The organism is Candidatus Poriferisodalis sp., from assembly GCF_965214215.1.
Taxonomy (GTDB): Bacteria; Actinomycetota; Acidimicrobiia; order Acidimicrobiales; family Poriferisodalaceae; genus Poriferisodalis.
The window spans coordinates 665,568-685,376 of record NZ_CBDCBD010000003.1; the positions used below are offsets into that span (position 1 = coordinate 665,568).

General features: G+C 68.1%; 23 protein-coding genes and 1 tRNA gene. 3 read left to right on the plus strand and 21 right to left on the minus strand.

Annotated elements, in window-relative coordinates; translation table 11 throughout:
* Positions 1-25 precede the first annotated feature (25 nt).
* From ACOOF5_RS05435 to ACOOF5_RS05450, 4 genes are read right to left on the minus strand one after another with little or no spacing between them, the layout of a single operon-like run.
* Positions 26-1,057 carry a rod shape-determining protein gene (locus ACOOF5_RS05435; protein ID WP_420437386.1) on the minus strand — a complete coding sequence of 344 codons (1,032 nt, stop codon included), beginning with the start codon at positions 1,055-1,057 and terminating at the stop codon, positions 26-28.
* Positions 1,020-1,982: a hypothetical protein gene (locus tag ACOOF5_RS05440; RefSeq protein ID WP_420437388.1), complete on the minus strand. Its 963-nt coding sequence runs from the start codon at positions 1,980-1,982 to the stop codon at positions 1,020-1,022. Before ACOOF5_RS05440 ends, ACOOF5_RS05435 begins: the two co-directional genes overlap by 38 nt.
* Complete coding sequence (locus tag ACOOF5_RS05445; RefSeq protein WP_420437390.1) at positions 1,979-2,443, minus strand: molybdenum cofactor biosynthesis protein MoaE; 465 nt, start codon at positions 2,441-2,443, stop codon at positions 1,979-1,981. The genes ACOOF5_RS05440 and ACOOF5_RS05445 overlap by 4 nt, the downstream gene beginning before the upstream one ends.
* A complete protein-coding gene (locus ACOOF5_RS05450; protein WP_420437392.1) occupies positions 2,443-3,390 on the minus strand; it encodes an NAD-dependent epimerase/dehydratase family protein in 948 nt (315 codons plus the stop codon). Before ACOOF5_RS05450 ends, ACOOF5_RS05445 begins: the two co-directional genes overlap by 1 nt.
* Before the next feature lie 63 nt (positions 3,391-3,453).
* On the opposite strand from ACOOF5_RS05450, the gene ACOOF5_RS05455 reads away from it, so the two are divergent.
* Complete coding sequence (locus tag ACOOF5_RS05455) at positions 3,454-4,575, plus strand: zinc-dependent metalloprotease (protein ID WP_420437394.1); 1,122 nt, start codon at positions 3,454-3,456, stop codon at positions 4,573-4,575.
* Here ACOOF5_RS05455 and ACOOF5_RS05460 read toward each other — a convergent pair.
* From ACOOF5_RS05460 to ACOOF5_RS05500, 9 genes are all read right to left on the minus strand, one after another.
* Complete coding sequence (locus tag ACOOF5_RS05460) at positions 4,572-6,065, minus strand: MFS transporter (protein ID WP_420437396.1); 1,494 nt, start codon at positions 6,063-6,065, stop codon at positions 4,572-4,574. The two genes, ACOOF5_RS05455 and ACOOF5_RS05460, sit on opposite strands and share 4 nt — an antisense overlap.
* Positions 6,066-6,169: 104 nt before the next feature.
* On the minus strand, positions 6,170-6,877 hold the full coding sequence (locus ACOOF5_RS05465) for a response regulator (protein WP_420437398.1): 708 nt from the start codon (positions 6,875-6,877) through the stop codon (positions 6,170-6,172).
* On the minus strand, positions 6,874-8,319 hold the full coding sequence (locus ACOOF5_RS05470; protein WP_420437400.1) for a sensor histidine kinase: 1,446 nt from the start codon (positions 8,317-8,319) through the stop codon (positions 6,874-6,876). The genes ACOOF5_RS05465 and ACOOF5_RS05470 overlap by 4 nt, the downstream gene beginning before the upstream one ends.
* Complete coding sequence (gene phoU / locus ACOOF5_RS05475; protein ID WP_420437402.1) at positions 8,316-9,023, minus strand: phosphate signaling complex protein PhoU; 708 nt, start codon at positions 9,021-9,023, stop codon at positions 8,316-8,318. Before phoU ends, ACOOF5_RS05470 begins: the two co-directional genes overlap by 4 nt.
* Before the next feature lie 134 nt (positions 9,024-9,157).
* Entirely contained in the window at positions 9,158-9,958 is an 801-nt protein-coding gene (gene pstB, locus ACOOF5_RS05480) for a phosphate ABC transporter ATP-binding protein PstB (RefSeq protein ID WP_420440899.1), read from the minus strand.
* Positions 9,959-10,145: 187 nt separating this feature from the next.
* Positions 10,146-11,078: a phosphate ABC transporter permease PstA gene (gene pstA, locus ACOOF5_RS05485; RefSeq protein ID WP_420437404.1), complete on the minus strand. Its 933-nt coding sequence runs from the start codon at positions 11,076-11,078 to the stop codon at positions 10,146-10,148.
* Positions 11,078-12,016, minus strand: a complete 939-nt coding sequence (gene pstC / locus ACOOF5_RS05490; protein WP_420437406.1) for a phosphate ABC transporter permease subunit PstC — start codon at positions 12,014-12,016, stop codon at positions 11,078-11,080. The genes pstA and pstC overlap by 1 nt, the downstream gene beginning before the upstream one ends.
* A gap of 165 nt (positions 12,017-12,181) precedes the next feature.
* Positions 12,182-13,333 carry a PstS family phosphate ABC transporter substrate-binding protein gene (locus ACOOF5_RS05495; protein WP_420437408.1) on the minus strand — a complete coding sequence of 384 codons (1,152 nt, stop codon included), beginning with the start codon at positions 13,331-13,333 and terminating at the stop codon, positions 12,182-12,184.
* 102 nt (positions 13,334-13,435) lie between these two features.
* Positions 13,436-13,729, minus strand: coding sequence for a hypothetical protein (locus ACOOF5_RS05500; RefSeq protein ID WP_420437410.1), 294 nt, complete (start codon positions 13,727-13,729; stop codon positions 13,436-13,438).
* Positions 13,730-14,019: 290 nt separating this feature from the next.
* Here ACOOF5_RS05500 and ACOOF5_RS05505 point away from each other — a divergent pair, with 290 nt between their 5' ends.
* Positions 14,020-14,277, plus strand: a complete 258-nt coding sequence (locus ACOOF5_RS05505) for a WhiB family transcriptional regulator (RefSeq protein ID WP_420437412.1) — start codon at positions 14,020-14,022, stop codon at positions 14,275-14,277.
* Between the two features lie 27 nt (positions 14,278-14,304).
* Here the strand turns inward: ACOOF5_RS05505 and ACOOF5_RS05510 are convergent, their stop codons facing one another.
* The 8 genes from ACOOF5_RS05510 to ACOOF5_RS05545 all read right to left on the minus strand — a co-directional run bounded on the left by ACOOF5_RS05510 (position 14,305) and on the right by ACOOF5_RS05545 (position 19,516).
* Entirely contained in the window at positions 14,305-14,499 is a 195-nt protein-coding gene (locus tag ACOOF5_RS05510) for a Sec-independent protein translocase subunit TatA/TatB (RefSeq protein WP_420437414.1), read from the minus strand.
* A 404-nt stretch (positions 14,500-14,903) separates the two neighbouring features.
* Complete coding sequence (locus ACOOF5_RS05515; RefSeq protein WP_420437416.1) at positions 14,904-15,188, minus strand: WhiB family transcriptional regulator; 285 nt, start codon at positions 15,186-15,188, stop codon at positions 14,904-14,906.
* A 182-nt stretch (positions 15,189-15,370) separates the two neighbouring features.
* A complete protein-coding gene (locus ACOOF5_RS05520) occupies positions 15,371-15,826 on the minus strand; it encodes a TadE family type IV pilus minor pilin (protein ID WP_420437418.1) in 456 nt (151 codons plus the stop codon).
* Positions 15,751-16,047 carry a Flp family type IVb pilin gene (locus ACOOF5_RS05525; protein ID WP_420437420.1) on the minus strand — a complete coding sequence of 99 codons (297 nt, stop codon included), beginning with the start codon at positions 16,045-16,047 and terminating at the stop codon, positions 15,751-15,753. Before ACOOF5_RS05525 ends, ACOOF5_RS05520 begins: the two co-directional genes overlap by 76 nt.
* 280 nt (positions 16,048-16,327) lie before the next feature.
* Positions 16,328-17,119, minus strand: coding sequence for a type II secretion system F family protein (locus tag ACOOF5_RS05530; RefSeq protein ID WP_420437422.1), 792 nt, complete (start codon positions 17,117-17,119; stop codon positions 16,328-16,330).
* Entirely contained in the window at positions 17,116-17,754 is a 639-nt protein-coding gene (locus tag ACOOF5_RS05535; RefSeq protein ID WP_420437424.1) for a type II secretion system F family protein, read from the minus strand. Before ACOOF5_RS05535 ends, ACOOF5_RS05530 begins: the two co-directional genes overlap by 4 nt.
* Positions 17,748-18,878: a CpaF family protein gene (locus tag ACOOF5_RS05540; RefSeq protein WP_420437426.1), complete on the minus strand. Its 1,131-nt coding sequence runs from the start codon at positions 18,876-18,878 to the stop codon at positions 17,748-17,750. The genes ACOOF5_RS05535 and ACOOF5_RS05540 overlap by 7 nt, the downstream gene beginning before the upstream one ends.
* 5 nt (positions 18,879-18,883) lie before the next feature.
* Positions 18,884-19,516, minus strand: coding sequence for a hypothetical protein (locus ACOOF5_RS05545; protein WP_420437428.1), 633 nt, complete (start codon positions 19,514-19,516; stop codon positions 18,884-18,886).
* Positions 19,517-19,665: 149 nt separating this feature from the next.
* On the opposite strand from ACOOF5_RS05545, the gene ACOOF5_RS05550 reads away from it, so the two are divergent.
* Positions 19,666-19,761 (plus strand) — tRNA-Sec (locus ACOOF5_RS05550).
* The last annotated feature ends 48 nt before the right edge of the window (positions 19,762-19,809 follow it).

The following is a 19,809-nucleotide window of genomic DNA, read 5'->3' on the forward strand; positions in this document are numbered from 1 at the left end:
CGAAACCCCTTTTCCGACCAGACTCCTAGCGGCCGGGGATCGTGTGCGAGGCGTGGAGCGACTCGAAGTTCTCGAGGGCCCGGCCAGCACCGAGCACGACGGTCTCGAGCGGCGACTCCGAGCGCAGCACGGGGACACGTGCCTCCGACGCGATGCGCTGGTCTAGACCCCGCAGTAGCGAACCGCCGCCGACCATCAGGGCGCCAGTGTGGATGAGGTCCTGCGCCAGTTCGGGCGGCGCCTCGCCCAAGCACTCCAGCACGGCTTCCACCATGAGGTCCACCGTGTCAGCCAGCGCGGAGCGCACTTCGGTCGGCGTGATGACAAAGGTGCGGGGCAGCCCCGTCGTCAGGTCACGGCCCTTCACCTCGGCGTCGAACTTGTCATCGCTCGGCCATGCCGAGCCGATACTGATCTTCAGTTCTTCGGCCGTGCGTTCACCGATTGCTATGCCGTGCGCACGCCGTGCGTAGTTCATCAACGCAGAGTCGAAGTCGAACGACCCGACACGAACCGCACGCAGCGACACCAAGCCGCCCAACGACACCATGGCGATCTCGGCGGTGCCGCCGCCGATGTCGATGACAAGCGAACCGGTCGGCTCGTGGATCGGCAAGCCGGTGCCGATGGCCGCGGCGATCGGCTGCTCGATGAGCCGGACATCGGACGCACCGGCCCGCCGTGCGGCCTCGATCACCGCTCGCCGTTCGACCGGCGTGATGAGCGACGGCACACAGACTGCGACACGAGTCCGGCCGAAACGGCCCACGCCCACGCCCTGCAGGATGAGCCGGATCATTCGCTGGGTGATGTCGAAGTCAGTGATGGCGCCGTTGCGCAACGGCCGTGCAGCGATGATGTAGCTGGGCGTGCGCCCGATCATCTGCCAAGCGTCACGCCCGACTGACAGCACATCGCCAGAACGCTCATTGAGCGCGATAACCGACGGCTCGTTGAACACGATGCCACGCCCCCGCTCGTACACCAGCGTGTTCGCGGTGCCGAGATCGATCGCGAGGTCACGCGCCAGGACGACGCCTCTGGTTGCGAGACGCACCTAGCGGCGAGCCGCCGGGAGGTGGGCGCAGGTCGGGAGGTGGGCGCAGGTCGGGCGGCGGGCGCAGACCGGGAGGCGGGCGCAGACCGGGAGGCGAGCGCAGACCGGGAGGCGGGCGCAAGCCGGGCGGCGGGCGCAAGTCGGGTGAGAGACGTCGGCTGTGTTCCTCATCGGTGCCTGCGTGACCGTGCGGTCGGTGGTGTTCGGCGTCGTTGCGGCGTGCCGTCGACTGCGGTTGCTGAGCTGCGTGGGCCGCAGATTGCAGCCCGTCGGGTCCGTTGCCGATCACGAGCACGTTTGGGGTGTCTGCCGGCGCCGCGGGCCAGGGATCGCTCACGTTGAACGGTGGCAATTGCGGCACCGAATAGTCGCGCTCGATCAACCGGATGCTGGCTGTGGTCGGCTTTGTCCGATGCCCGCGGGCTGCTGCGGCGGCATCGACCGGCGCCGCTGCGTTGGTTGCAGCGTTGGATGCAGCGCCGATTGCAGCGTTGGATGCAGCGCCGATAGCAGCGCTGGATGCAGCGCCGATAGCAGCGCTGGATGCAGCGTTGGATGCAGCGTTGGATGCAGCGCCGATTGCAGCGTTGGCTGCTGCGCCGATTGCAGCGTTGGCTGCAGCGTTGGTTGCCGCGTTGGTTGCAGCGTTGGTTGCAGCGTTGGATGCAGCGTCGGCGCCTGCGGTGACCTCGGCCACGATGGTGCCGCCTGAGCCCCGGAGCCGTCGCATCGCCCACGCCAGTCTTGGTGTGCCCGACAGTCGCCCAGACGGCGAAGCCGGCGCAAGCGACGCCAACCGGCGCCGGAACGGCTCCGTCTCGTCGTCGGTCACCTTCTTGTGCTTCATGCGAGCGCCCACGCCCAGCACCAGCATCCCCAACAGCGGCACCACGATCGCAATGGCCAAGAACAGCAGCGGGCTCATGAGCCGGGCACCTGTGCGATCGGCTGGGACTGCAATCCCCAGTCGGTCCCGGCGTCATGATGCTCTTGCTTCCAGATCGGCACCGTGGCCTTCAACGTATCGATGCCGAAGCGGGCAGCTTCGAATGCCACATCACGGTGGGGCGACGAAGCAGCCACCACGACCGAACTCTCCGTCAGGCCCAACGTGCCCACCCGGTGCAGCAGCGCCGCCTTGCGCACGCTCGGCCACTGCCGCCGCATCTCGGCGGCAATGTCGGCAAGCCGCAGCGCCACCTCAGACTCATAGGCCTCATACACCAGTTGTGTCACACCCGTGCGGTGCTCAGCGTGATCCCGCACCGTGCCCGAGAACAGCACCACCGCCCCCGCGGCGGGATCCAGCACCCAGTCGTAGATGGCGCCGATCGGCAACTCCTCAGCCGTCAGCTCAACCCAGGTGTCCTGCTCGCGCGACATCATCATCGCAAAGCGTAGGAGCGCCGGAGCCAAGCCGCGGCAGCCCAGCCCCCCACCGCCACAGCGGCCCCCGCACCGACCAACGTGGCGTACTGGCGCTGGCGCGCATTCAGATCATCCCAGGGCATCCCGACATCCGCGATCACGAACGCCTGGGCGCTGCTGTAACGAGGTTCCCAGCCCTCAGACCGCAGCCGGTCATTGGCCACCACCCAGCTATAGCGGGTGTAGGGCAGCAGGCCCTCCGGGGCGGAATGACCCACCCGGCGGGCCACATAACGGTCGAGCCGCTTGGGCAGCGGCATCGGCAGCCGGATCTTGGGCCGGGCCCCCAGCAAAGCCCGCAGCTCCCCGGGCGACAGCCAGCCATCGGGGGCCACGTTGAACACGCCCGACAGCCGGCGCTGGGTCGCCAGCACGACCGCCGACGCCAAATCGTCCAGATGCAGGAACTGGACCGGCGGATCGTCGCTGCCGGTGCGGATCGGCGCCGCAGCCAGCATCGCCTCGCCGATCGGCCCGCCCAAGCCGCTCGACACCACCGGCGCCGGCCGCAGGATCGCCGCCGTGCGATCGCCCTGATCACACCACTCCAGCACCATCCGCTCGGCATCGGCATGATGCACCGCCCACGACGCCTCCAAGTTCGGCCGCACCGGCAGATCCTCCGAAATCGGCGTCGGATGATTCGGCCACGCCCCGTACACGCTCGCGCTCGACACGAGCGTCAGATGCCTGACCCCGTCCGCCGCAGCCAACACCCGCCGCACCCGATCCGCGTTGTTCCCCGTCAACCGCAGATGCACCAGCACCTCGGCACCGCCCACATCGAAGCGACTGTCGGCTTCAACGAGGCCAACAGCGTCAGCGACATCGAACGACTGCGCCAGCCACTGCAGCACCCGGGCGCCGATCACGCCACCCGCTCCCGACACCGCCACCCGAGTCATATCTCTACGATGCCCCATCGCAGCGACGTTCCGGGCCGTTTCATCCAGCCGTACGATGCCGTTGTGGCCGACGACGACGATCATCCATTCTCGGGCATCCCATTCCTCGGCGACATCTCGTCCATTCTGGGCGGCAACGCGGAATCCATGTGGGAAGGCGCCCGCCAATCCGCCACCCAGCTCGCCACCGACGGCAAGCCCGAACACAACGTCGACCCGGTCGAGCGGCATCGCCTCAGCGAGATCAGCCGGGTGGCCGAGCTGCACGTGGGACATGTCACCGGCCTGCAGGTCGAGCCGCACATCACACCGGTCACCCGTTCCGGCTGGGCGACCGGCGCCCTCGAAGCCATCCGCCCCCTCATGGACCGGCTGACCAAGCGCCTGGGCGAGGCGCCGAGTCAAGACCCCGTCGCCGGCCTGCTCGCCATGATGAGCCCCATGACCGTGGCGATGACCGCGGGCATGATGGCCGGCCACCTCGCCGCCAAGGCATTCGGCAATTCCGACCTCATCGTGCCCATGCGACAGGCGCTCATCGTCACCGCCAACATCAGCGACTTCGCCAACGAATGGAGCCTCGACGTCGACGACGTGATGCTGTGGGTCGCCATCCGGGAGCACGCCCTGGGGGCCGTGCTGGCAGTACCGGGCGTGCGGGCACAGCTCGACATGTACCTGCGGGAGCATGTCGACGGCTTCCGCCGCCGCGATGACATGGACTTCGGCGAGCTGGAAGTCACCTCGTTCGACAGCGACGAACCGCAACAGTTCCAAGCGCAGCTCCAAGAACAGCTCCAGCGCATCTTCGGCAATCCCGAGCTGCTGCTCGGTGTGGCCCGTGACGACAAGAGCGATCATCTCGAAGCCCTCATCAGCGTCGTCACCGCCTATGTGGACCATGTGGTCGCCCAGGCAGGCCCTCGCCTCATCGGCGGATTCGGCGCGCTCAGCGAAGCCGTCCGCCGCCGCCAGCTGACCGAGGGAAACGTCTACGCCGACCGCCTGCTCGGCGTGCGGCTCAGCAACGAGGCACGTGAACGGGGAGACAGCTTCATCTCCGGCGTGATCGAGCGATCCGGCCCCGAAGGACTGGCCCGCCTCTTCGAGCCCGGCGCGCTCCCGACGCCCAACGAGCTCGCCGCACCAGGCCTGTGGCTGGCCCGGCTGGACCTGCCGCTCTAGAGGTCTCGGTTGCGGCGGTCCCGAGACCGCACCCGGGTCTGCACGATGCGGGTGCGGACACGGGTGGCGATGATCTGCGAGGGGGGTCGGCGGCCGCGGGCCAGTGCCCACATGCCGCCCGCGTACAGCAGCACCGCGACCGTGGCGGCAATGCCCAGCAGCGTCACGCCGGCCCGCAGCGGCAAGATGCCGCTCGGCGCAGCCACCGGCACGAGCGCCCCGATCACCCACATCAGCTGGAAGCGGGTCTCGAAGCGGGCGAACGTCCGCCCCCGCTCCGCCGGTACCTCATCGCGCTGCACGATCGCGTCGAAGCACAGCTTGCCCAAGGCGGACATCAAGCCGATCACCACGGCCAGGAACAGCACCGAGGCGCGGTCGGGCGACGTCACCACATAGAACGACATCGCGGCCGCCAGCGCCAGCGTGCTGGCTAGCAGCATCTCCTCGCGGATGCGACGGCGCAGCACGGGCGCGGACACCGCGCCGATGAGCTGGCCCACGGCGCTGGCGATGAACATGAAGCCGAACCACAACGGGGCCGCATCGTCGGTCCGCAGCCAGAACGCGATCAGAAACAGCGTGAAGCCGGTCATGGCACGCACGACGCCCATGGCCGAACCCGCCAGCAGCATCGCGCCCCGCCGCCTCGACACGTGCGCAGGCTGATCGGGCAATCGAGACTGCGGGGGCCCGTGGCGCTGGTCCGGCTGGGGGAGCTGGCCCAGCGGGAGGGACTGGCCCGGCTGGGGGAGCTGGCCCGGCGGGAGGGACTGGCCCGGCGGGAGGAGCTGGCCCGGCGGGGGGAGCTGGCCCAGCTGCGGGGACTGGACCGGCGGGGGGAGCTGGCCCAGCTGCGGGGACTGGCCCGGCGGGGGGGGCTGGTTCAGCCCATCGCTCGACAGCTCCGAAGCGAGGCGAGACTGCGGCCGCACCGCCGTGCGCGGCAGCCGCGCGGCGGGGAACGTCATCAGCACGAACACCACTGACGCCAGCACCAGCACCCATCGCGACGACGCCCAGCTCAACAGCAAGCCTGGCCCCACAGCCAGCCCACCCCCGAGCCCGCTCAGCAACATCAGCTTCGAATTCGCCTCGACCAGATCCCGCTCCTCGCGCACCAGCCCCGGCACCACCGCGCTCTTGGCCACGTGATACGTCTTACCCGCCACCAACGCACCGAACGCCTCGGGAAACAGCAACAGCGAATCCAGATGGCGCACCATCAGCAGCGCCAAGACGGCTCGGGCAATGCCGGCACCGATGATCATCCCCCGCCGCCCGCCACGGCTGCGATCCACCAGCGGCCCGATCAGCGGCCCGACCACGGCGAACGGCGCCATCGTCACCACCAGGTACAGCGCCACTCTGGGCCGCGCCGCCGCAGGATCGAGGCTAAAGAACAGCGACCCCGCCAGTGCGATCGCGATCAGCGCGTCGCCGGCGGCAGACAGCAGATGCGTGCGAGCAAGCCACGTGAACGGCTGCATCAGCCGACCTGCCGTACCCGTGCGATCACGGCCACCATTGTGGGCCTTCGGTGCTACACGGCCCGGTATGGCAGCCGCAGCCCGACAGCCGCAGCCCGACAGCGTCAGCCCGACAGCTCCGACGCCCGCTCGTAGCGATACCCCAAGCCGCGAATCGTCGTGATGCGCTCCGGGTTCGCCGGATCGTCCTCGATCTTGGCCCGCAGCCGCTTCACATGAACATCGATCGTTTTGGTGTCACCCACGTAGTTGTAGCCCCACACGTTCTGCATCAGGCTGTCGCGGGTCACCACCCGCCCGGCATGCCCCAACAAGTACGCCAGCAGCTCGAATTCCTTCAGCGCCAAGGTGACCAGCTCGCCACGCACCCGCAGCTCATGGCGATCGATGTCGAGCTCCACATCGCCCTCGACCAGACAGACCGCACTCGCTTGCGCCTCGGCCGGCTGGCTCGCCGCCCGCCGCAGCACCGCCCGCATCCGGGCCACCAGTTCCCGTAGCCGATACGGCTTCGCCACGTAATCGTCGGCGCCGACCTCGAGCCCCACCACGGCGTCGATCTCCTCGCCCCGAGCGGTCACCATGATGAGCGGCACCCGCGACCGCTTGCGGATCTCCCGGCACACGTCCAGACCGGACATGCCGGGCAGCATCACATCCAACAAGACCAAGTCGGGCTCGGACTCGCTGATCGCCGCCAGCGCAGCCCGCCCGTCCGCAGCAGTGCGCACCTCGAATCCCTCACGCCGCAGACCCACCGACAACGCCTCGGTGAACGACGGCTCGTCGTCAACGACCAGCACCGACGTCATGAATCCGTCCCCACGACAGCCTCGCCCCCCAACGTCGGGAACCGGAGCGTGAACGTCGTGCCCACGCCCTCACGAGAGTGCAGCATCAGCTCGCCGCCATGGTTTGCAACGACATGTCTCACGATGCTGAGGCCCAAGCCGGTGCCGCCGGTGGCCCGAGCACGAGCCTTGTCAACCCGATAGAAGCGCTCGAACACCCGCTCGGTCTCATCGGCGGGAATGCCGATGCCCGAATCGGCAACCACGATGTCCACCCACGCCGACCCATTCGGCATCTTGCCGCCTTCGGACGGCTCACATGGCGGCCCGTCGAACAGCCCATCCGCACCCGGCGCACCCGGCGCACCCGGCGCACCCAGCGGCGCCGACGACTCAGCGGGCCCGATCCGGGTCACCGCCGCATCCGCATCGGCCAACACCTCAGTCGGCGGCCGATCATCATGAGAGCTCGGCGCGACGGACAGGTGAACCTCAGACCCCGGATCGCTGTACTTGATCGCATTGTCGACCAGGTTCCCGACCGCCCGCATCAGCTGACCCCGGTCGGCCTGCAGCACGATGCCCGACTCGTCGGGCCGCACCAGCGACACGCCCTGTCGGCGGGCATGCTCGGAATACTGCTGGGCGACCTCGCACATCAACGGCACCGCCGGCACCGCCTCGGGCCGCAGCGAACCCTCCATCTCCACCCGGCTCAGCTCCAGCAGATCATCAATGATGTGCCGCACACGTTCCGCCTCGATACCGATGCGGTCGACCAGCCGGCCACGCACCGCCGCATCGTCCTCCCCGGCCAGCGTCTCGGACAGCAAGGCGATAGCACCCACCGGCGTCCGCAGCTCATGGCTCAGGTTGGCCACAAAGTCCCGGCGCACATCGTCCACCCGCACGCCCTCAGTCCGGTCGGTCATCACCGCCACAGCGCCCAGCGCATAGCTGCCGCTCGCCACCGGATGCGCGCCGATCTCGATCACCTGCGGCGGCGGCCCCGTCAGCTTCACCGTGCGGGAGCGAGCCTGCCCGTCGCGGGCCGACTCGAGCAGCTGGGTCACCCCCGCACCCACCAGCGCCATCGCGTCCCGAGCCGACATCATCTCGTCCGCCAGCGCATTGCTGGCACACACGGTGCCGTCCTCGTCCACCAGCACCACGCCGACCGCCAGCTCGTTCATCGCAAGCTGCCAGCGAGCCCGGTCCCGCTCGGCCAGATTGACCGTCATGACGGCCGTCGTTGCAATCGACTCCAAGTACGTGATCCACTCGTCCAGGCTGTTGTGATCAAGGTGCGCCTCGCCGGGGCGCGGCTCATCAGACTCGCCAGCGAAACGGTGCACCACCCGGCCCAGCCGCTCCGCAGCCGACGTCCGCGCCCGCACCAACAGCCACACGGCAGCCAGCGCAACTGCCAGTGCGGCCGACACCGCCACCAGCGCCGCAATCACATCTCGTCCTGCTCCCGCCGGGCACGAGCCCGGTTGGCCCCCATGTGCTCAGGCAACTGGCCCGTCACCAAGAACTCGACCCGCTGCGCAATGTTCACCGCATGATCGCCGATGCGCTCATAGAAGCGTCCCACCACCGCGAGCTGCACGGCCTGGGGGGTATCGAGACGCCCCGCGTTCTGCGAAGCGAACACCGCGTCGAGGTACTGCCGGTGCAGGTCGTCGAGCACGTCGTCGATCTCGTCGAGCACCGCCGCCAGCCCCGCATCACGATCGGCATAAGCGTCCATGGCCATGGCCGTGAGCCGCACCGCCTGCTCACGCATGCGGTCGAGCAGGCCGCGCACCCGGGGCTCCAGCTCAGCGCCGTGCAGGCGCACGACGGCCTTCGCGATGTTGGTGACCAGGTCACCGCTGCGCTCGATCTCAGAGATCATCCGCAGGTCGGTCAGGATGGCGCGCAGATCGACCGCCACCGGCTGCTGCAGCGCCAACAGCTGCACGCACTTCTCCTCGGCCTCAATGCTGAGCAGGTCGAGCTCGTCGTCAGCGGTGATGATCTGGTCGGCGCTGGCAATGTCGCCGGCGAGCAGCGCCGCGGTCACCGCCGAGACCCCCTCGGCCACCATGCCGCCCATCTGCACGAGGTCGGCCCGAACCTCGTCCATCAACTGATGGAACTCGGTTCGTACCTCTTCGGTCATACGTGAAGTGTGCCGTAAGGAGCAGCGTGAAGAGGTGAACCGTCTCGTTGTCGCACCAGTTGTTTCCCGCTCTTGTTCGCTCTCGCTCACGGGCCGCTCGGGCCACGGCTTCGCCTATCGGCGCAGCCTCTGAGTCAGCCGACCCGCCCGGTGATATAGGCCTCCGTGCGGGGATCGTCCGGGTTGGTGAAGATCAAACTGGTCGGCGCATACTCGACCAGCTCACCGGTGCGCTGACCCATCTCGTTGGCCTGCACCGAGAAGAACGCCGTCATGTCGCTGATGCGAGCGGCCTGCTGCATGTTGTGGGTCACGATGATGATCGTGTAGTCGGTCTTCAGCTCGGCAATGAGTTCCTCGATGCGGCCGGTAGCGATCGGGTCGAGCGCCGAACAGGGCTCATCCATCAGCACCACATCGGGCTGCACCGCAATGGCCCGGGCAATGCACAAGCGCTGCTGCTGGCCGCCCGACAGCCCGTACGCCGACATCTTCAGGCGGTCCTTGACTTCGTCCCACAGGGCAGCCCGAGTGAGCGAGCCCTCGACCACGTCGTCGATCTCGGACCGCTTGACGCCCGCCAGCCGCGGCCCGTACGCGACGTTGTCGTAGATCGACTTGGGGAACGGGTTCGGCTTCTGGAACACCATGCCGACCCGCCGCCGCACCTCGACGGGGTCGACCTCGTCCTGGTACAGGTTGACTCCGTGGTAGTTGATGGTGCCCTCCACCCGGGCGCCCTCGATGAGATCGTTCATCCGGTTGAAGCAGCGCAGGAACGTGGTCTTGCCGCAGCCCGACGGACCGATCAGCGCAGTCACCTCATGGGAGTTCACGTCCAGCGTGACGTTGCGCAGTGCCCGGAAATCGGTGTAGTACACGTCGACGTCGGCGCACTCGAACACGGTGCTGGTCTCGACACGCGGGGGAGCCATCGCCGCCACACCACTCACGTCGATGCGCGCGGGACGTGGCGACGCCAGAGCGTCTGGCGCCGTCTCATCAGACGCTGAAGCTTCTGGCTCTTGGCTCATCAGGGCCTTCTCAAGTGTCACGTGTCAACCGTTCATCATTCTGCGTCAGGCGGTACCGCGTCTGGGGAGCGGGGTCAGCGGGGCGAGCTCACCACTGCTTCTCGAAGCGGTTGCGCAGGTAGATAGCCAATCCGTTCACCGCCAGCACCAGCACCAAGATGACGACGCTGGCCGCAGCGGCGTTTACCCCCCAGTCTGCGCCGGGCAGGCGGGCGAAATTGAAGATCTGCACCGGCAGAGCCGTGAAGGGGCCGGTGAAGGTCTCCAACATGTTGGCGTCGCCGAAGCTCAAGAAGCCGGTGGCGGCGCCCACCAGGATCAGCGGCGCAGCTTCGCCCAGGGCGCGCGCCAACGCCAGCACGGTTCCGGTGAGGATCGTGGACAGCGCAGCCGGCAAAACCTGGCGTGAGAGCACCTCCCACTTGGTGGCCCCCACACCGTACGCGGCTTCGCGCAGCGAATCGGGCACAGCCTTGAGCGCCTCGACTGCGGTGATGACGATGATCGGCAGCACCAGCGCAGCCAGCGTCATGCCGCCCGCAATGACCGTCTTGCCCTTGGTAAAGCCGTCGATCGTCTGCACGAACACCGCGAAGCCCAGCAGGCCGTAGACGATCGACGGCACGCCGGCGAGATTGCGGATGTTCAGCTCGACGATGCGGGCGAAGCGGGAGTCCTGGGCGTACTCGACGAGGTAGATGGCGGTAGCGACGCCGATCGGCACGGCGAACACGCCCGTCACCAGCGCCACCTGCAAGCTGCCGATGATGCCCTGCGAGACGCCGGTGTCGGCTGCCGAGCGCTGGGAGAAGCCGTTCGTCAGGAAGTACCAGAGGTTGCCCGAGAGCACATCCCAGCCGTTCACGATCATGACGGCGAGCAGAACGCCCAGGAACCCGGTCGCGAACACCGTGGCGCCGATCAGCAGCCACCTGAAGACGGCTCCAGCGATGTCGGCACCCGGGCGGCGGCGCAGCGCATGACCGGTGGCAACGCCGGCGGGGGTGGTCAAAACAGACATCAGTACCGGTTCTGCAGTCGGCGGACGATGACGTCGCCCAACATGTTGAGCACCAGCGTGATGGCGAACAGCAGCGCACCGAGGAAGTAGAGGCTCTGGAACGCCAGATTGTTGCCGGCCACCTGGTCGGTGCCAAGACCCAGCGCAGCCATGGCCGAGGTGAGGGTGCCGCCTGATTCCCGAATCGACATGTTGAACAGCGACGTGTCGCCACCGCCCGAGGCGATGGTGACCACCATGGTCTCGCCAATCGCACGGCTGAACCCGACGATGGTGGCCGCCATGAGGCCGGACAGGGCGGCCGGCAGCACCACTCGGATGGAGGTGGTGACCCTGCGTGCGCCCAAGCCGGCAGAGGCCTCCCGCAGCGCCAGCGGCACCGCCCGCAGCGCATCCTCCGCGATCGAGGCGATCAGCGGGATGACCAGCAGGCCCACCGCAATGCCGGCGGCCAGCTTGTTGAAGTAGTTGATCTCGTCGAAGAAGTTGCTGAGGATCGACGGGGTGATGAAGCTGATGGCGAACACGCCGAGCACCACGCTGGGCACGCTGGCCAACAGCTCGAGTGTGGGCTTCATGACCTTGCGCACCCGAGGGTGGGCGTATTCGGAGAGGTAGATCGCGGCGCCGAAGCCCGACGGCACCGCCACCAACATGGCGATGACGGAGATCTGCACCGTGTTGACCAGCAGCGTGCTGAGGTCGAACAGGCCTCGTCGGGGGAACCATCCGATGTCGGTGAGCTTGTCGAGCTCGACCTGGCTGATGAAGGTCCACGCCTCCGACGCCACCGTCCAGATGATGAGCGCGCTGACCAGCACCGTCACCGCGGCCGCCCCCATGAACAGCCAGCGGACCGTGTGCGAACGAGCCCGGCGACTGCGCGACGTCTGCAGGTCGGCGACGGTCAGCTCTGGTCGGTTGTGAGTGAGGCTCATTCGTAGGTTTCCATGGCTTTGGCGAGTCTTGCGGATCGACAATCCGCGAGCGGGTCTTTCGCGGTCTTTCTCGCCGACGCCCCCCACAGGTGCGAGTCAGCGGCGATGCGCACCTGAGGGGGGCCGTCAGCGGGAGGGAGGGTTCCCGGATCTATCGGTCGGTGGCTAGAAGGTCATTCCCGTGGTCAAGTTGCTCCAGTTGCTGCGTGACTGGGCGAGGTCGGCCGGGTCGAGGTTCACGTAGCCGGCCTCGACCACGTAGGTCTGGCCCTCGTCGCTCAGCATGAAGTCGACAAAAGCCTTGATCGCGGGGTCGGAGGCCTGCGCCGCGTCGATGTAGGTGTAGAGGAAGCGGGCGATCGGGAACTCCGCCGAAGCGATGGTCTCGGGCGTCGGGGAGACACAGCCGTCGCCGCCGTCGATCTCCACCAGCTTGACCACGTCGCGGTTCGCGTCGGCGAAGGCGAAGCCGACCCAGCCCAGGCTGTGCTCGTTGCCCGAGACGCCGTCGATGATCACGTTGTCGTTGGCCGAGGCGTTGTAGTCGGGACGCACGGCGAAGTTCTCATCGGCATGTCCCTCTTCGACGCGGTGTTCCCAGACGTCTTCGAGCGCAATCTCGATGAAGCTGTCGAAGGTGCCCGACTCCTCGCCGGGGGCGAAGATCTCGAGGTCGCCATCGCCGAACGGACCGGTGCCGCCCAGCTCGGCGTTCAAGGCGTTGGCGTCTGACCATTTCTGGAAGCCAATGGCCTCGTCGCCGATCAGGCTGTAGAGGTCCTCGAAGCTCAGGCAGTCGACGGTGTCGTTGGCGGCAGCGGTGATGACCGAGATGCCGTCGATGCCGACGCGCAGCTCGATGAACTTGATGCCGGCTTCGTCGAGGCACTCAGCCTCTGAGTCCTTGATCTGGCGTGAGCTGTTCCAGATCGGGACCTCGCCGGCGCAGGCGGCCTTGTGGCCGTCGCCCGAGCCAGGGCCGGCGACCGAGAACGCCACGCCTGGGTGTTCGTCGGCGAAGGCCTCAGCCACCAGGTTGGTGACGGGCTCGACCGTGGAGGAACCGGTGACGCTGATGGAGCCGCTGAGCGACATGTCATCGTCGTCGTCAGCCATCGCAGCCGTCGTCGCTGCAGCGTCGGCGGTGCCAGACGAGTCGTCGTCAGACGTTTCAGCCGTCGTCGCTGCGGCGGCGGCGGTGCCGTCGTCGGCTTCAGACGAGTCGTCGCTGCCGCACGCAGCGGCGATCAGGGCGAACGAGGTGAGCAATGCCAAGAGCAACTTCGTGCCGCGGCGGTTGGGAGATATTTTTTGCATGGACGGGAACCTACGAAGGGCCAGTTACGTCGCCGCGGGCTCTGGGTGAACGGTCAGAACGGATGCCGTGAACAACTCGTGAACGCGACCAGTTGACGTGGCTTAGGAAGCTGCTTCTTCGTCCTCATCGGGCATACCGAGGTCCCAGTGCAGCTCGTAGTTCTCGCGCTCGGCGTCACGCACGACCCGCTCGCGATTGCGGCGGAATTGCGGGTCGTGAGGCGGCAGCAGCTGCAGGCGGGCGTTCGACCGGCGGCGGAATTCGTCGACGGCCGCCTCGTCGCCGTAAATGCCCTCGATCTCCCAGTGCGGCGCGACCGGTCCCAAGTAGATGATGCGGATGCCGACCTCGGGCGGGAGCTGTTCGGCTTCGGCGTCAGTGGCGATGTCGGTCACGGCAGTCCTCGATTGGGGTGGTGAAAGGGTACCGATGCGCGCCCGCTGGGGAGGCGGCAGAACCCTCAGCGACCAGCGATCGAGCGGGTCGCAACGTCGCAGCGTCTCCCGCCGCCTCCCTAGCTCGAACTCCTGTGCCTTGCGGCAGGATCCTCTTCCTGAGAATTGGATGAGAGTGCGCGACGCACGGAACCTTCTGCGCTCCTGCGGCGTTGGTTCTCATGATGTTGCAGATCAATCCGGTCTATGGACCGAGCAGATGCGAACCGAACGGGCCGGGCTCGGAGAGTTTGGCTACCGAGTGGGTCACCCGCCGCAGATGTGCGGACATCGACCCCAACGTCTTCTTTCCCAATGACGGTGCCGGCGTCATCGCTGCTCAGAAGGTGTGCGCCGAATGCCCGGTGAAGGACCTCTGCGGTGAGTACGCACTCGCCAACAACATCACCCACGGCGTGTGGGGCGGGACCTCAGAACGGCAGCGGCGCCGCATCCTGCGAGATCGTCGACGTGCGAGCAAGGCCGCCCCTGCCAACTACGCCGTCTGACTCAGGCGTCTGAGTCAGGAGTCTGAGTCAGGAATCCTTGGGCTTCGACTCGCTCAATGAGCTGTCGCCGGCCGCCCTGTCCTCGTCGTTCACGCCCTCGCGGAACTCACGCTGAGCCTGACCGAGCGAGCGCGCCAGCTTTGGCAGCTTGGCTCCTCCGAACAGCACGAGCACGATGATGAGCAGGATGAGCAGTTCGGGCGGTCCGAGTCCGATTGCCATCACGCCCGCGAGGGTACCAGTGCCCGATCAGACCGGTAGCCGGGCTGGATGACCCGACGGCCAGCCAGCCGCCGGCAGCGGGCCTATCAGCGACGGTCAGCCGATGCGAAGCGACCCGGCCGCGGGCCGATCAACGACGGCCAGCCGATGCGAAGCGACCCGGCCGCGGGCCGATCAACGACGGCCAGCCGATGCGAAGCGACCCGGCCGCGGGCCGATCAACGACGGCCAGCCATTGCGAAGCGACCCGGCCGCGGGCCGATCAACGACGGCCAGCCATTGCGAAGCGACCCGGCCGCGGGCCGATCAACGACGGCCAGCCATTGCGAAGCGACCCGGCCGCGGGCCGATCAACGACGGCCAGCCATTGCGAAGCGACCCGGCCGCGGGCCGATCAGCGACGGTCAGCCGGCGACGGCAGCGGCGCGTCTCGTGAGAGCTCGCTGGCGGCGCACGCGGCGGCGTTCTCGCTCGCTCATGCCGCCCCATATGCCGAACTTCTCGCTGTTCTGGAGTGCGTACTCGAGGCATTCGTCGCTGACGACGCAGCCGCGGCAGACTGCCTTGGCCTCGCGGGTGCTGGCCCCGCGCTCGGGAAAGAACAGATCCGGATCCACTCCCAGGCAGTTTGCCTCGTCCCACCAGTTGCCTACCGGTACTTCGGCTGTTGCGTCGGTTACGAATGCCATTGGTCCTCCACGGCTGTCTCAGCTCGTCCCGGCGGTCATGACCATGTTTGCGGGCCGTCTTTTGGCTGTCCGCTGGCCATCCGCTGGCCGCCGAGATACCCAACCTGTAATTACAGGTGTGTGACTTGCCATTGAACCTCATGGGTGTGACATTCGCAAGCGGCAATTTGCGACAACGCGGGTCATCCGACTGAACGCTCGTCAGGCATCGCCGCGGACTCGGACAAATGGACATCGCCGATCAGCGCACCGACCAGTGGAACCTCCGTTGCAGAGCGGTAACGCACGGTGACGCGCACCAGATCTCCGTCATGCCGCTCGACTTCGAGCCGGTCGGGATCAAGCGGCGCAGCGGACGCCACGGCGCTGCGGACAGCGTCCATCGACGGCTCCACCGCCGCAATGCGCGCGCCCACCCGGGCGGCGTGAGACACCAGCACCGCGTCGCGCGCGACCAGGGCCGTCTGGACGATGCACATGAGCAACAACACCAGGAACGGCATGAGCAGGGCCAGCTCAACGGTGGCCTGCCCGCGTTCATCAGCGGTGCGCTGGCACCTGATCAGGAGATGGCCTTGGTCAGGTAATTGAAGACCGCGTCGAGCAGGCGGCCGATTTTGCCAGTGCTGGTTGCCCACGCGGTGACGGCCGCCACCAGCAGTGCGATGGCACCGGTAAGCAACGCGTACTCAGCCGTGGTTTGCCCGGCCTCGTCGGCCTCGCCGGCCTCGTTGGCTTCGTTGGCCTTGTTGGCTTTGTTGGCTGTGTTGGCCTTGTCGGCCTCACCCGCGTCAAGCCGGTGTGTGCGGCGCAACGGCGTGTGAGCGCTCCAGGGAAGGTTGGTCATGGGTTCGGTCATCTGGGCTCCTTGACGTTCATGTCGTGGTCGGACGGTTGGATATGGGGGGCGTGGGCGGCTACGAGCGAGAGCACGCAGGCCGAAGTCGCGAGCCGCTGGCACGAACGAGAGCACGCAGGCCGAAGTCGCGAGCCGCTGGCACGAACGAGAGCACGCAGGCCGAAGTCGCGAGCCGCTGGCACGAACGAGAGCACGCAGGCCGAAGTCGCGAGCCGCTGGCACGAACGAGAGCACGCAGGCCGGCGCTGCGGACTGGCGGTACGGATCGGAGGGCGACATCTCAGCCGCCAAATGCCGCGACAAGGACCGGCACGATGGCGATGAGCCCAAGTGCGGGCAGCACGCACAGCACGAGGGGGAACAGCAGCAGCACCGGCAGACGGCGCACCTTGCCTTCGAGACGGCGGCGGCGGTCCTCACGCAGCTCACGACCGAGACGCTCCAGCTCGGGCGCCAGCGGGATGCCGGTGCGCAATGACCCCGTGACCGCGCCAGCGAAGGCGCGGGCGCGCGGGCCACATGTCCTGCCGAATTCCTCGAGGGCCTCATCAAGCGGGCGCTGCGGCGTGGCCAGTGCCCCCAGCAGGCGTCCGGTTCCGCTCGCCCCATCGAGATGGCTCACGGCGAGCTGCAGCGAAGCGCTGATCGACAGCCCTGACGTGAGGGCCACGTTCATCACGTCGACGATGGTTCCGAGGTCGGCGACGACATGATCCGGACGCGGGATGTCGCCGCGGCGCGGCCACGCCACACGGCCGGCGACGGCGCGGCCGGCGACGGCAGCACCGGTGCTGCGTGCGCTCCTGGCAGGAAACTCGACGGGCGCAAGCTGCAGCACACGGCGGCGGCCCGGATCAGGGCGGGTCACCGCACCGCCCCAGCACACGGCCGCAGCAGCCAAGCCGCCGATGACCAACGGGTTCGACAGCACGACGCTGCCGAGTACTGGGCTTGCGGCGAGCGAACTCATCCATGCCGGACCGGCGGCCAGCGCGCTCACCCATGCTGAGCCGTCGGCGACGGAGCTCTTCCATGCTCCGTCCGCCAGCGCTGCGAACAACCCGCCCGTCATCGCAGCGCCCGTGTCACTGCAGCGCGCATCCACGACACGCCCGCAAGTTCGAGTGCGAGCGCGGCGCCCACGCAGAACCAGCCCAACGGCGTGGAGGTGAGCACCCGTGCGGCGGCACCGCCCTCAGCCAGCAGCGCCAGCGCGATCACCCACGGCAGCGCTGCGACGACCCAGACCGACGCCCGGGCTTGCGCTGCGTGGACACGAGCCTCTGCCGCCATGTCGGCTCGCGCCCGCACGGCCACAGCCACATGATCGAAGAGCTGCGGCTGCGCGCCCACCCGTTCTGAGGCCAGCGTGACCGCCGTGGAGAGCAATGCGGCCTCCGATGTCTGCTCGCTGGCCGCCCATCGCTGCACGGCGCGGCTCAGCGTGACCCCCCGCTCGTGCTCGGCGGAGATCTGCTCCAGCGGCGCCGACATAGGCCCATCGGCGGCACTTCGCAGCGCCTGCAGCATCGTGTCGCCGCCGCTCAGCCGGCGCGACACCCCGGCGCAGTAGTCGCCGAGGTGTGCGGAGCGGGCGGCGATCGCCATCCGCTCGCGTCGCCGGTCACGTCGCACCCCAAGCCAGCGACGCGCCGCCGGCGAGGTGACGGCGCCCACGCAGGCCAGTAGCACGCTGAGTTTCAGCACCGGGCTTCAACACATTCAGCCGCTTCGGCCAGCGAACCGTCGTCGCGTACCTCATAGATGGCGGCAACGGTCCTGCGGCCGCCCACGCCGCGGCTCATGTGGACGAGGCCGTCAAGGACCGACGCGATATGGGCGCCAACATCGCCCACAGCGCCGCCGGCCCGGGCGAGCTGCTCGAATCGCCACAGTGCATGCGCGGGATCATCGGCGTGCAGCGTCGACAACGAGCCGCGATGGCCCGTCGTCAACGCCTGCAGCAGTGCCGCCGCCTCGGGGCCCCGTACCTCGCCGACCACCAGGCGATCTGGCCGCATCCGCAGCGCCGCCGCCACCAGCTCGGCCATCGTCACCCCGCCGACCCCGTCGACGTTCGGCGGCTGGCCCTCCAGGCGGGCTGTCCCGACGCCGAGGCGGGGCAGCTCCGCGGCTTCCTCGACCACCACCAGCCGTTCCCGCTCGGCGACCCTGGCCAGCAGGCTCGCCAGCAACGACGTCTTGCCGGTGCTGGTGGGTCCGAAGACGATCACGTTGGCACGCGCAGCGATGATCTGATCGAGCTGCGCGGCGGCCCGTGGGCCGGCGAGCTCGTTGAGGCGGCGGACGTCGGCAGGAAAACGGCGCAGCGTGATGTACGGACCGTCCACCGCAACTGGCGGCACCGCAATGTGACAGCGGGTGCGGTCGTCGAGCCGAACATCCACCATCGGCAGGCGACGGTCGACCCGCCGCCCCGTCGGTCCCAGCAGGTATTCGACGAGACGGTGCACTTCGGCTGCGCTGATCCGACCCGCCGTCGACAGGCAGCCCTGCCGCTCCACCACGATCGGTCCCGGGCCGTTGATCATCACCTCGGTCACCTCGTCGTCCGCCCAGATCTCCGCGAGCGGGCCGATGCCGGCGAGACGAGCGATCACCTCGGACACGAGGTCGGCCGCGTGACGACGGTCGAGCAGCGGGGCCGCCGTGTCGACGGCGTCGGCGACGTCACGGGGCTGCGGTGCCGTGGCCGGCAGGAACCGCTCGTGGATCTCCTCCACGAACGCCGTGCTGGGATGTGCCCGACCGGACGGATCGCTGCTCAACGGAACTCGGCTGGCCGGGTGGCGAGCGACAGCGCGTGCCATGCGGTTCACAGGAACGCGTCCAGCGAGCGCGCCGATTTCGCACAGCGGTCCAGCAGCAGGCCCGCATCGGCCCAGCGAGAGATCGAGCGATCGACGGCGACGACCGCATCGGCATGGCGCCCCAGCGCCGCTTCGATATCGGCAAGTCCCAGCGCACGCTGGGTATCGGTCAGCACGATCACGTCGTCGACCTCTGCTACGACGTCTCGCGCGCGGTGCAGCGCCTGGTAACAGCACGTCATCGTGAGCAGGCGCCGCACCCGCGGTCCCGCCACCCGCTCCAAGGCTCGACGGCCGCGCCCTGCGTCGATGATGTTGACGCGCGGCTTACCGCCGAGCAGCGACCACAGCGTGCCGAGGCGAGCGTCGTCGACATCGCCACTGCCGCGCGGCAGCAGGCTGATGCCCGGCGCCACATCGACCGCCAGCGCGGAGACCGCACCCAGCGACAGTTCCTCAGCCGCGGTCCACTCGGCGATTCCCGGCAGATCGGGCGCTGTCCCCAGCACCACGCCAAAGTCGCCGGTGAGATCGACGAGGACCACGTCGCGGCCGGCCCGCTTGGCGCTGCTTGCAGCGAGCAGCGCCGTCACGGTGTTGCCAACGCCGCCCTTCGCGCCCACATAGGCATAGATCATGGTTGCTCCTCATTACATGACACCAGATGAAATTCATCGTGAGCAGTGACCATGGCCGATGCGGCGGGGCGCGATCAACTTGTTTTCTGGCAACCTCGGGCCACCTCGATCGCTGGCGCGGCGCGCCCCGATGGGCAAAGATGGTCAGCGGAGGTGTCTGAGCGCCTGGTGGGCTCCCCCGCCTTCAAAGCGGGCGGGACGGGCGATCCCCGTCCGGCGGGTTCGATTCCCGTCCACCTCCGCCAATCCATGCCGACTGACGGCAACCGTCAGTCGGCAAAATGCGTGCGCTG

Coding starts and splice junctions, on each gene's coding strand:
- ACOOF5_RS05440 (WP_420437388.1), bottom strand. CDS start 1,982: ATGAGCCCGCTGCTGTTCTTGGCCATTGCGATCGTGGTGCCGCTGTTG.
- ACOOF5_RS05445 (WP_420437390.1), bottom strand. CDS start 2,443: ATGATGTCGCGCGAGCAGGACACCTGGGTTGAGCTGACGGCTGAGGAG.
- ACOOF5_RS05450 (WP_420437392.1), bottom strand. CDS start 3,390: ATGACTCGGGTGGCGGTGTCGGGAGCGGGTGGCGTGATCGGCGCCCGG.
- ACOOF5_RS05460 (WP_420437396.1), bottom strand. CDS start 6,065: ATGCAGCCGTTCACGTGGCTTGCTCGCACGCATCTGCTGTCTGCCGCC.
- ACOOF5_RS05465 (WP_420437398.1), bottom strand. CDS start 6,877: ATGACGTCGGTGCTGGTCGTTGACGACGAGCCGTCGTTCACCGAGGCG.
- phoU (WP_420437402.1), bottom strand. CDS start 9,023: ATGACCGAAGAGGTACGAACCGAGTTCCATCAGTTGATGGACGAGGTT.
- pstB (WP_420440899.1), bottom strand. CDS start 9,958: ATGGCTCCCCCGCGTGTCGAGACCAGCACCGTGTTCGAGTGCGCCGAC.
- pstA (WP_420437404.1), bottom strand. CDS start 11,078: ATGTCTGTTTTGACCACCCCCGCCGGCGTTGCCACCGGTCATGCGCTG.
- pstC (WP_420437406.1), bottom strand. CDS start 12,016: ATGAGCCTCACTCACAACCGACCAGAGCTGACCGTCGCCGACCTGCAG.
- ACOOF5_RS05495 (WP_420437408.1), bottom strand. CDS start 13,333: ATGCAAAAAATATCTCCCAACCGCCGCGGCACGAAGTTGCTCTTGGCA.
- ACOOF5_RS05510 (WP_420437414.1), bottom strand. CDS start 14,499: ATGGCAATCGGACTCGGACCGCCCGAACTGCTCATCCTGCTCATCATC.
- ACOOF5_RS05515 (WP_420437416.1), bottom strand. CDS start 15,188: ATGGCATTCGTAACCGACGCAACAGCCGAAGTACCGGTAGGCAACTGG.
- ACOOF5_RS05525 (WP_420437420.1), bottom strand. CDS start 16,047: ATGACCGAACCCATGACCAACCTTCCCTGGAGCGCTCACACGCCGTTG.
- ACOOF5_RS05530 (WP_420437422.1), bottom strand. CDS start 17,119: ATGACGGGCGGGTTGTTCGCAGCGCTGGCGGACGGAGCATGGAAGAGC.
- ACOOF5_RS05540 (WP_420437426.1), bottom strand. CDS start 18,878: ATGGCACGCGCTGTCGCTCGCCACCCGGCCAGCCGAGTTCCGTTGAGC.
- ACOOF5_RS05545 (WP_420437428.1), bottom strand. CDS start 19,516: ATGATCTATGCCTATGTGGGCGCGAAGGGCGGCGTTGGCAACACCGTG.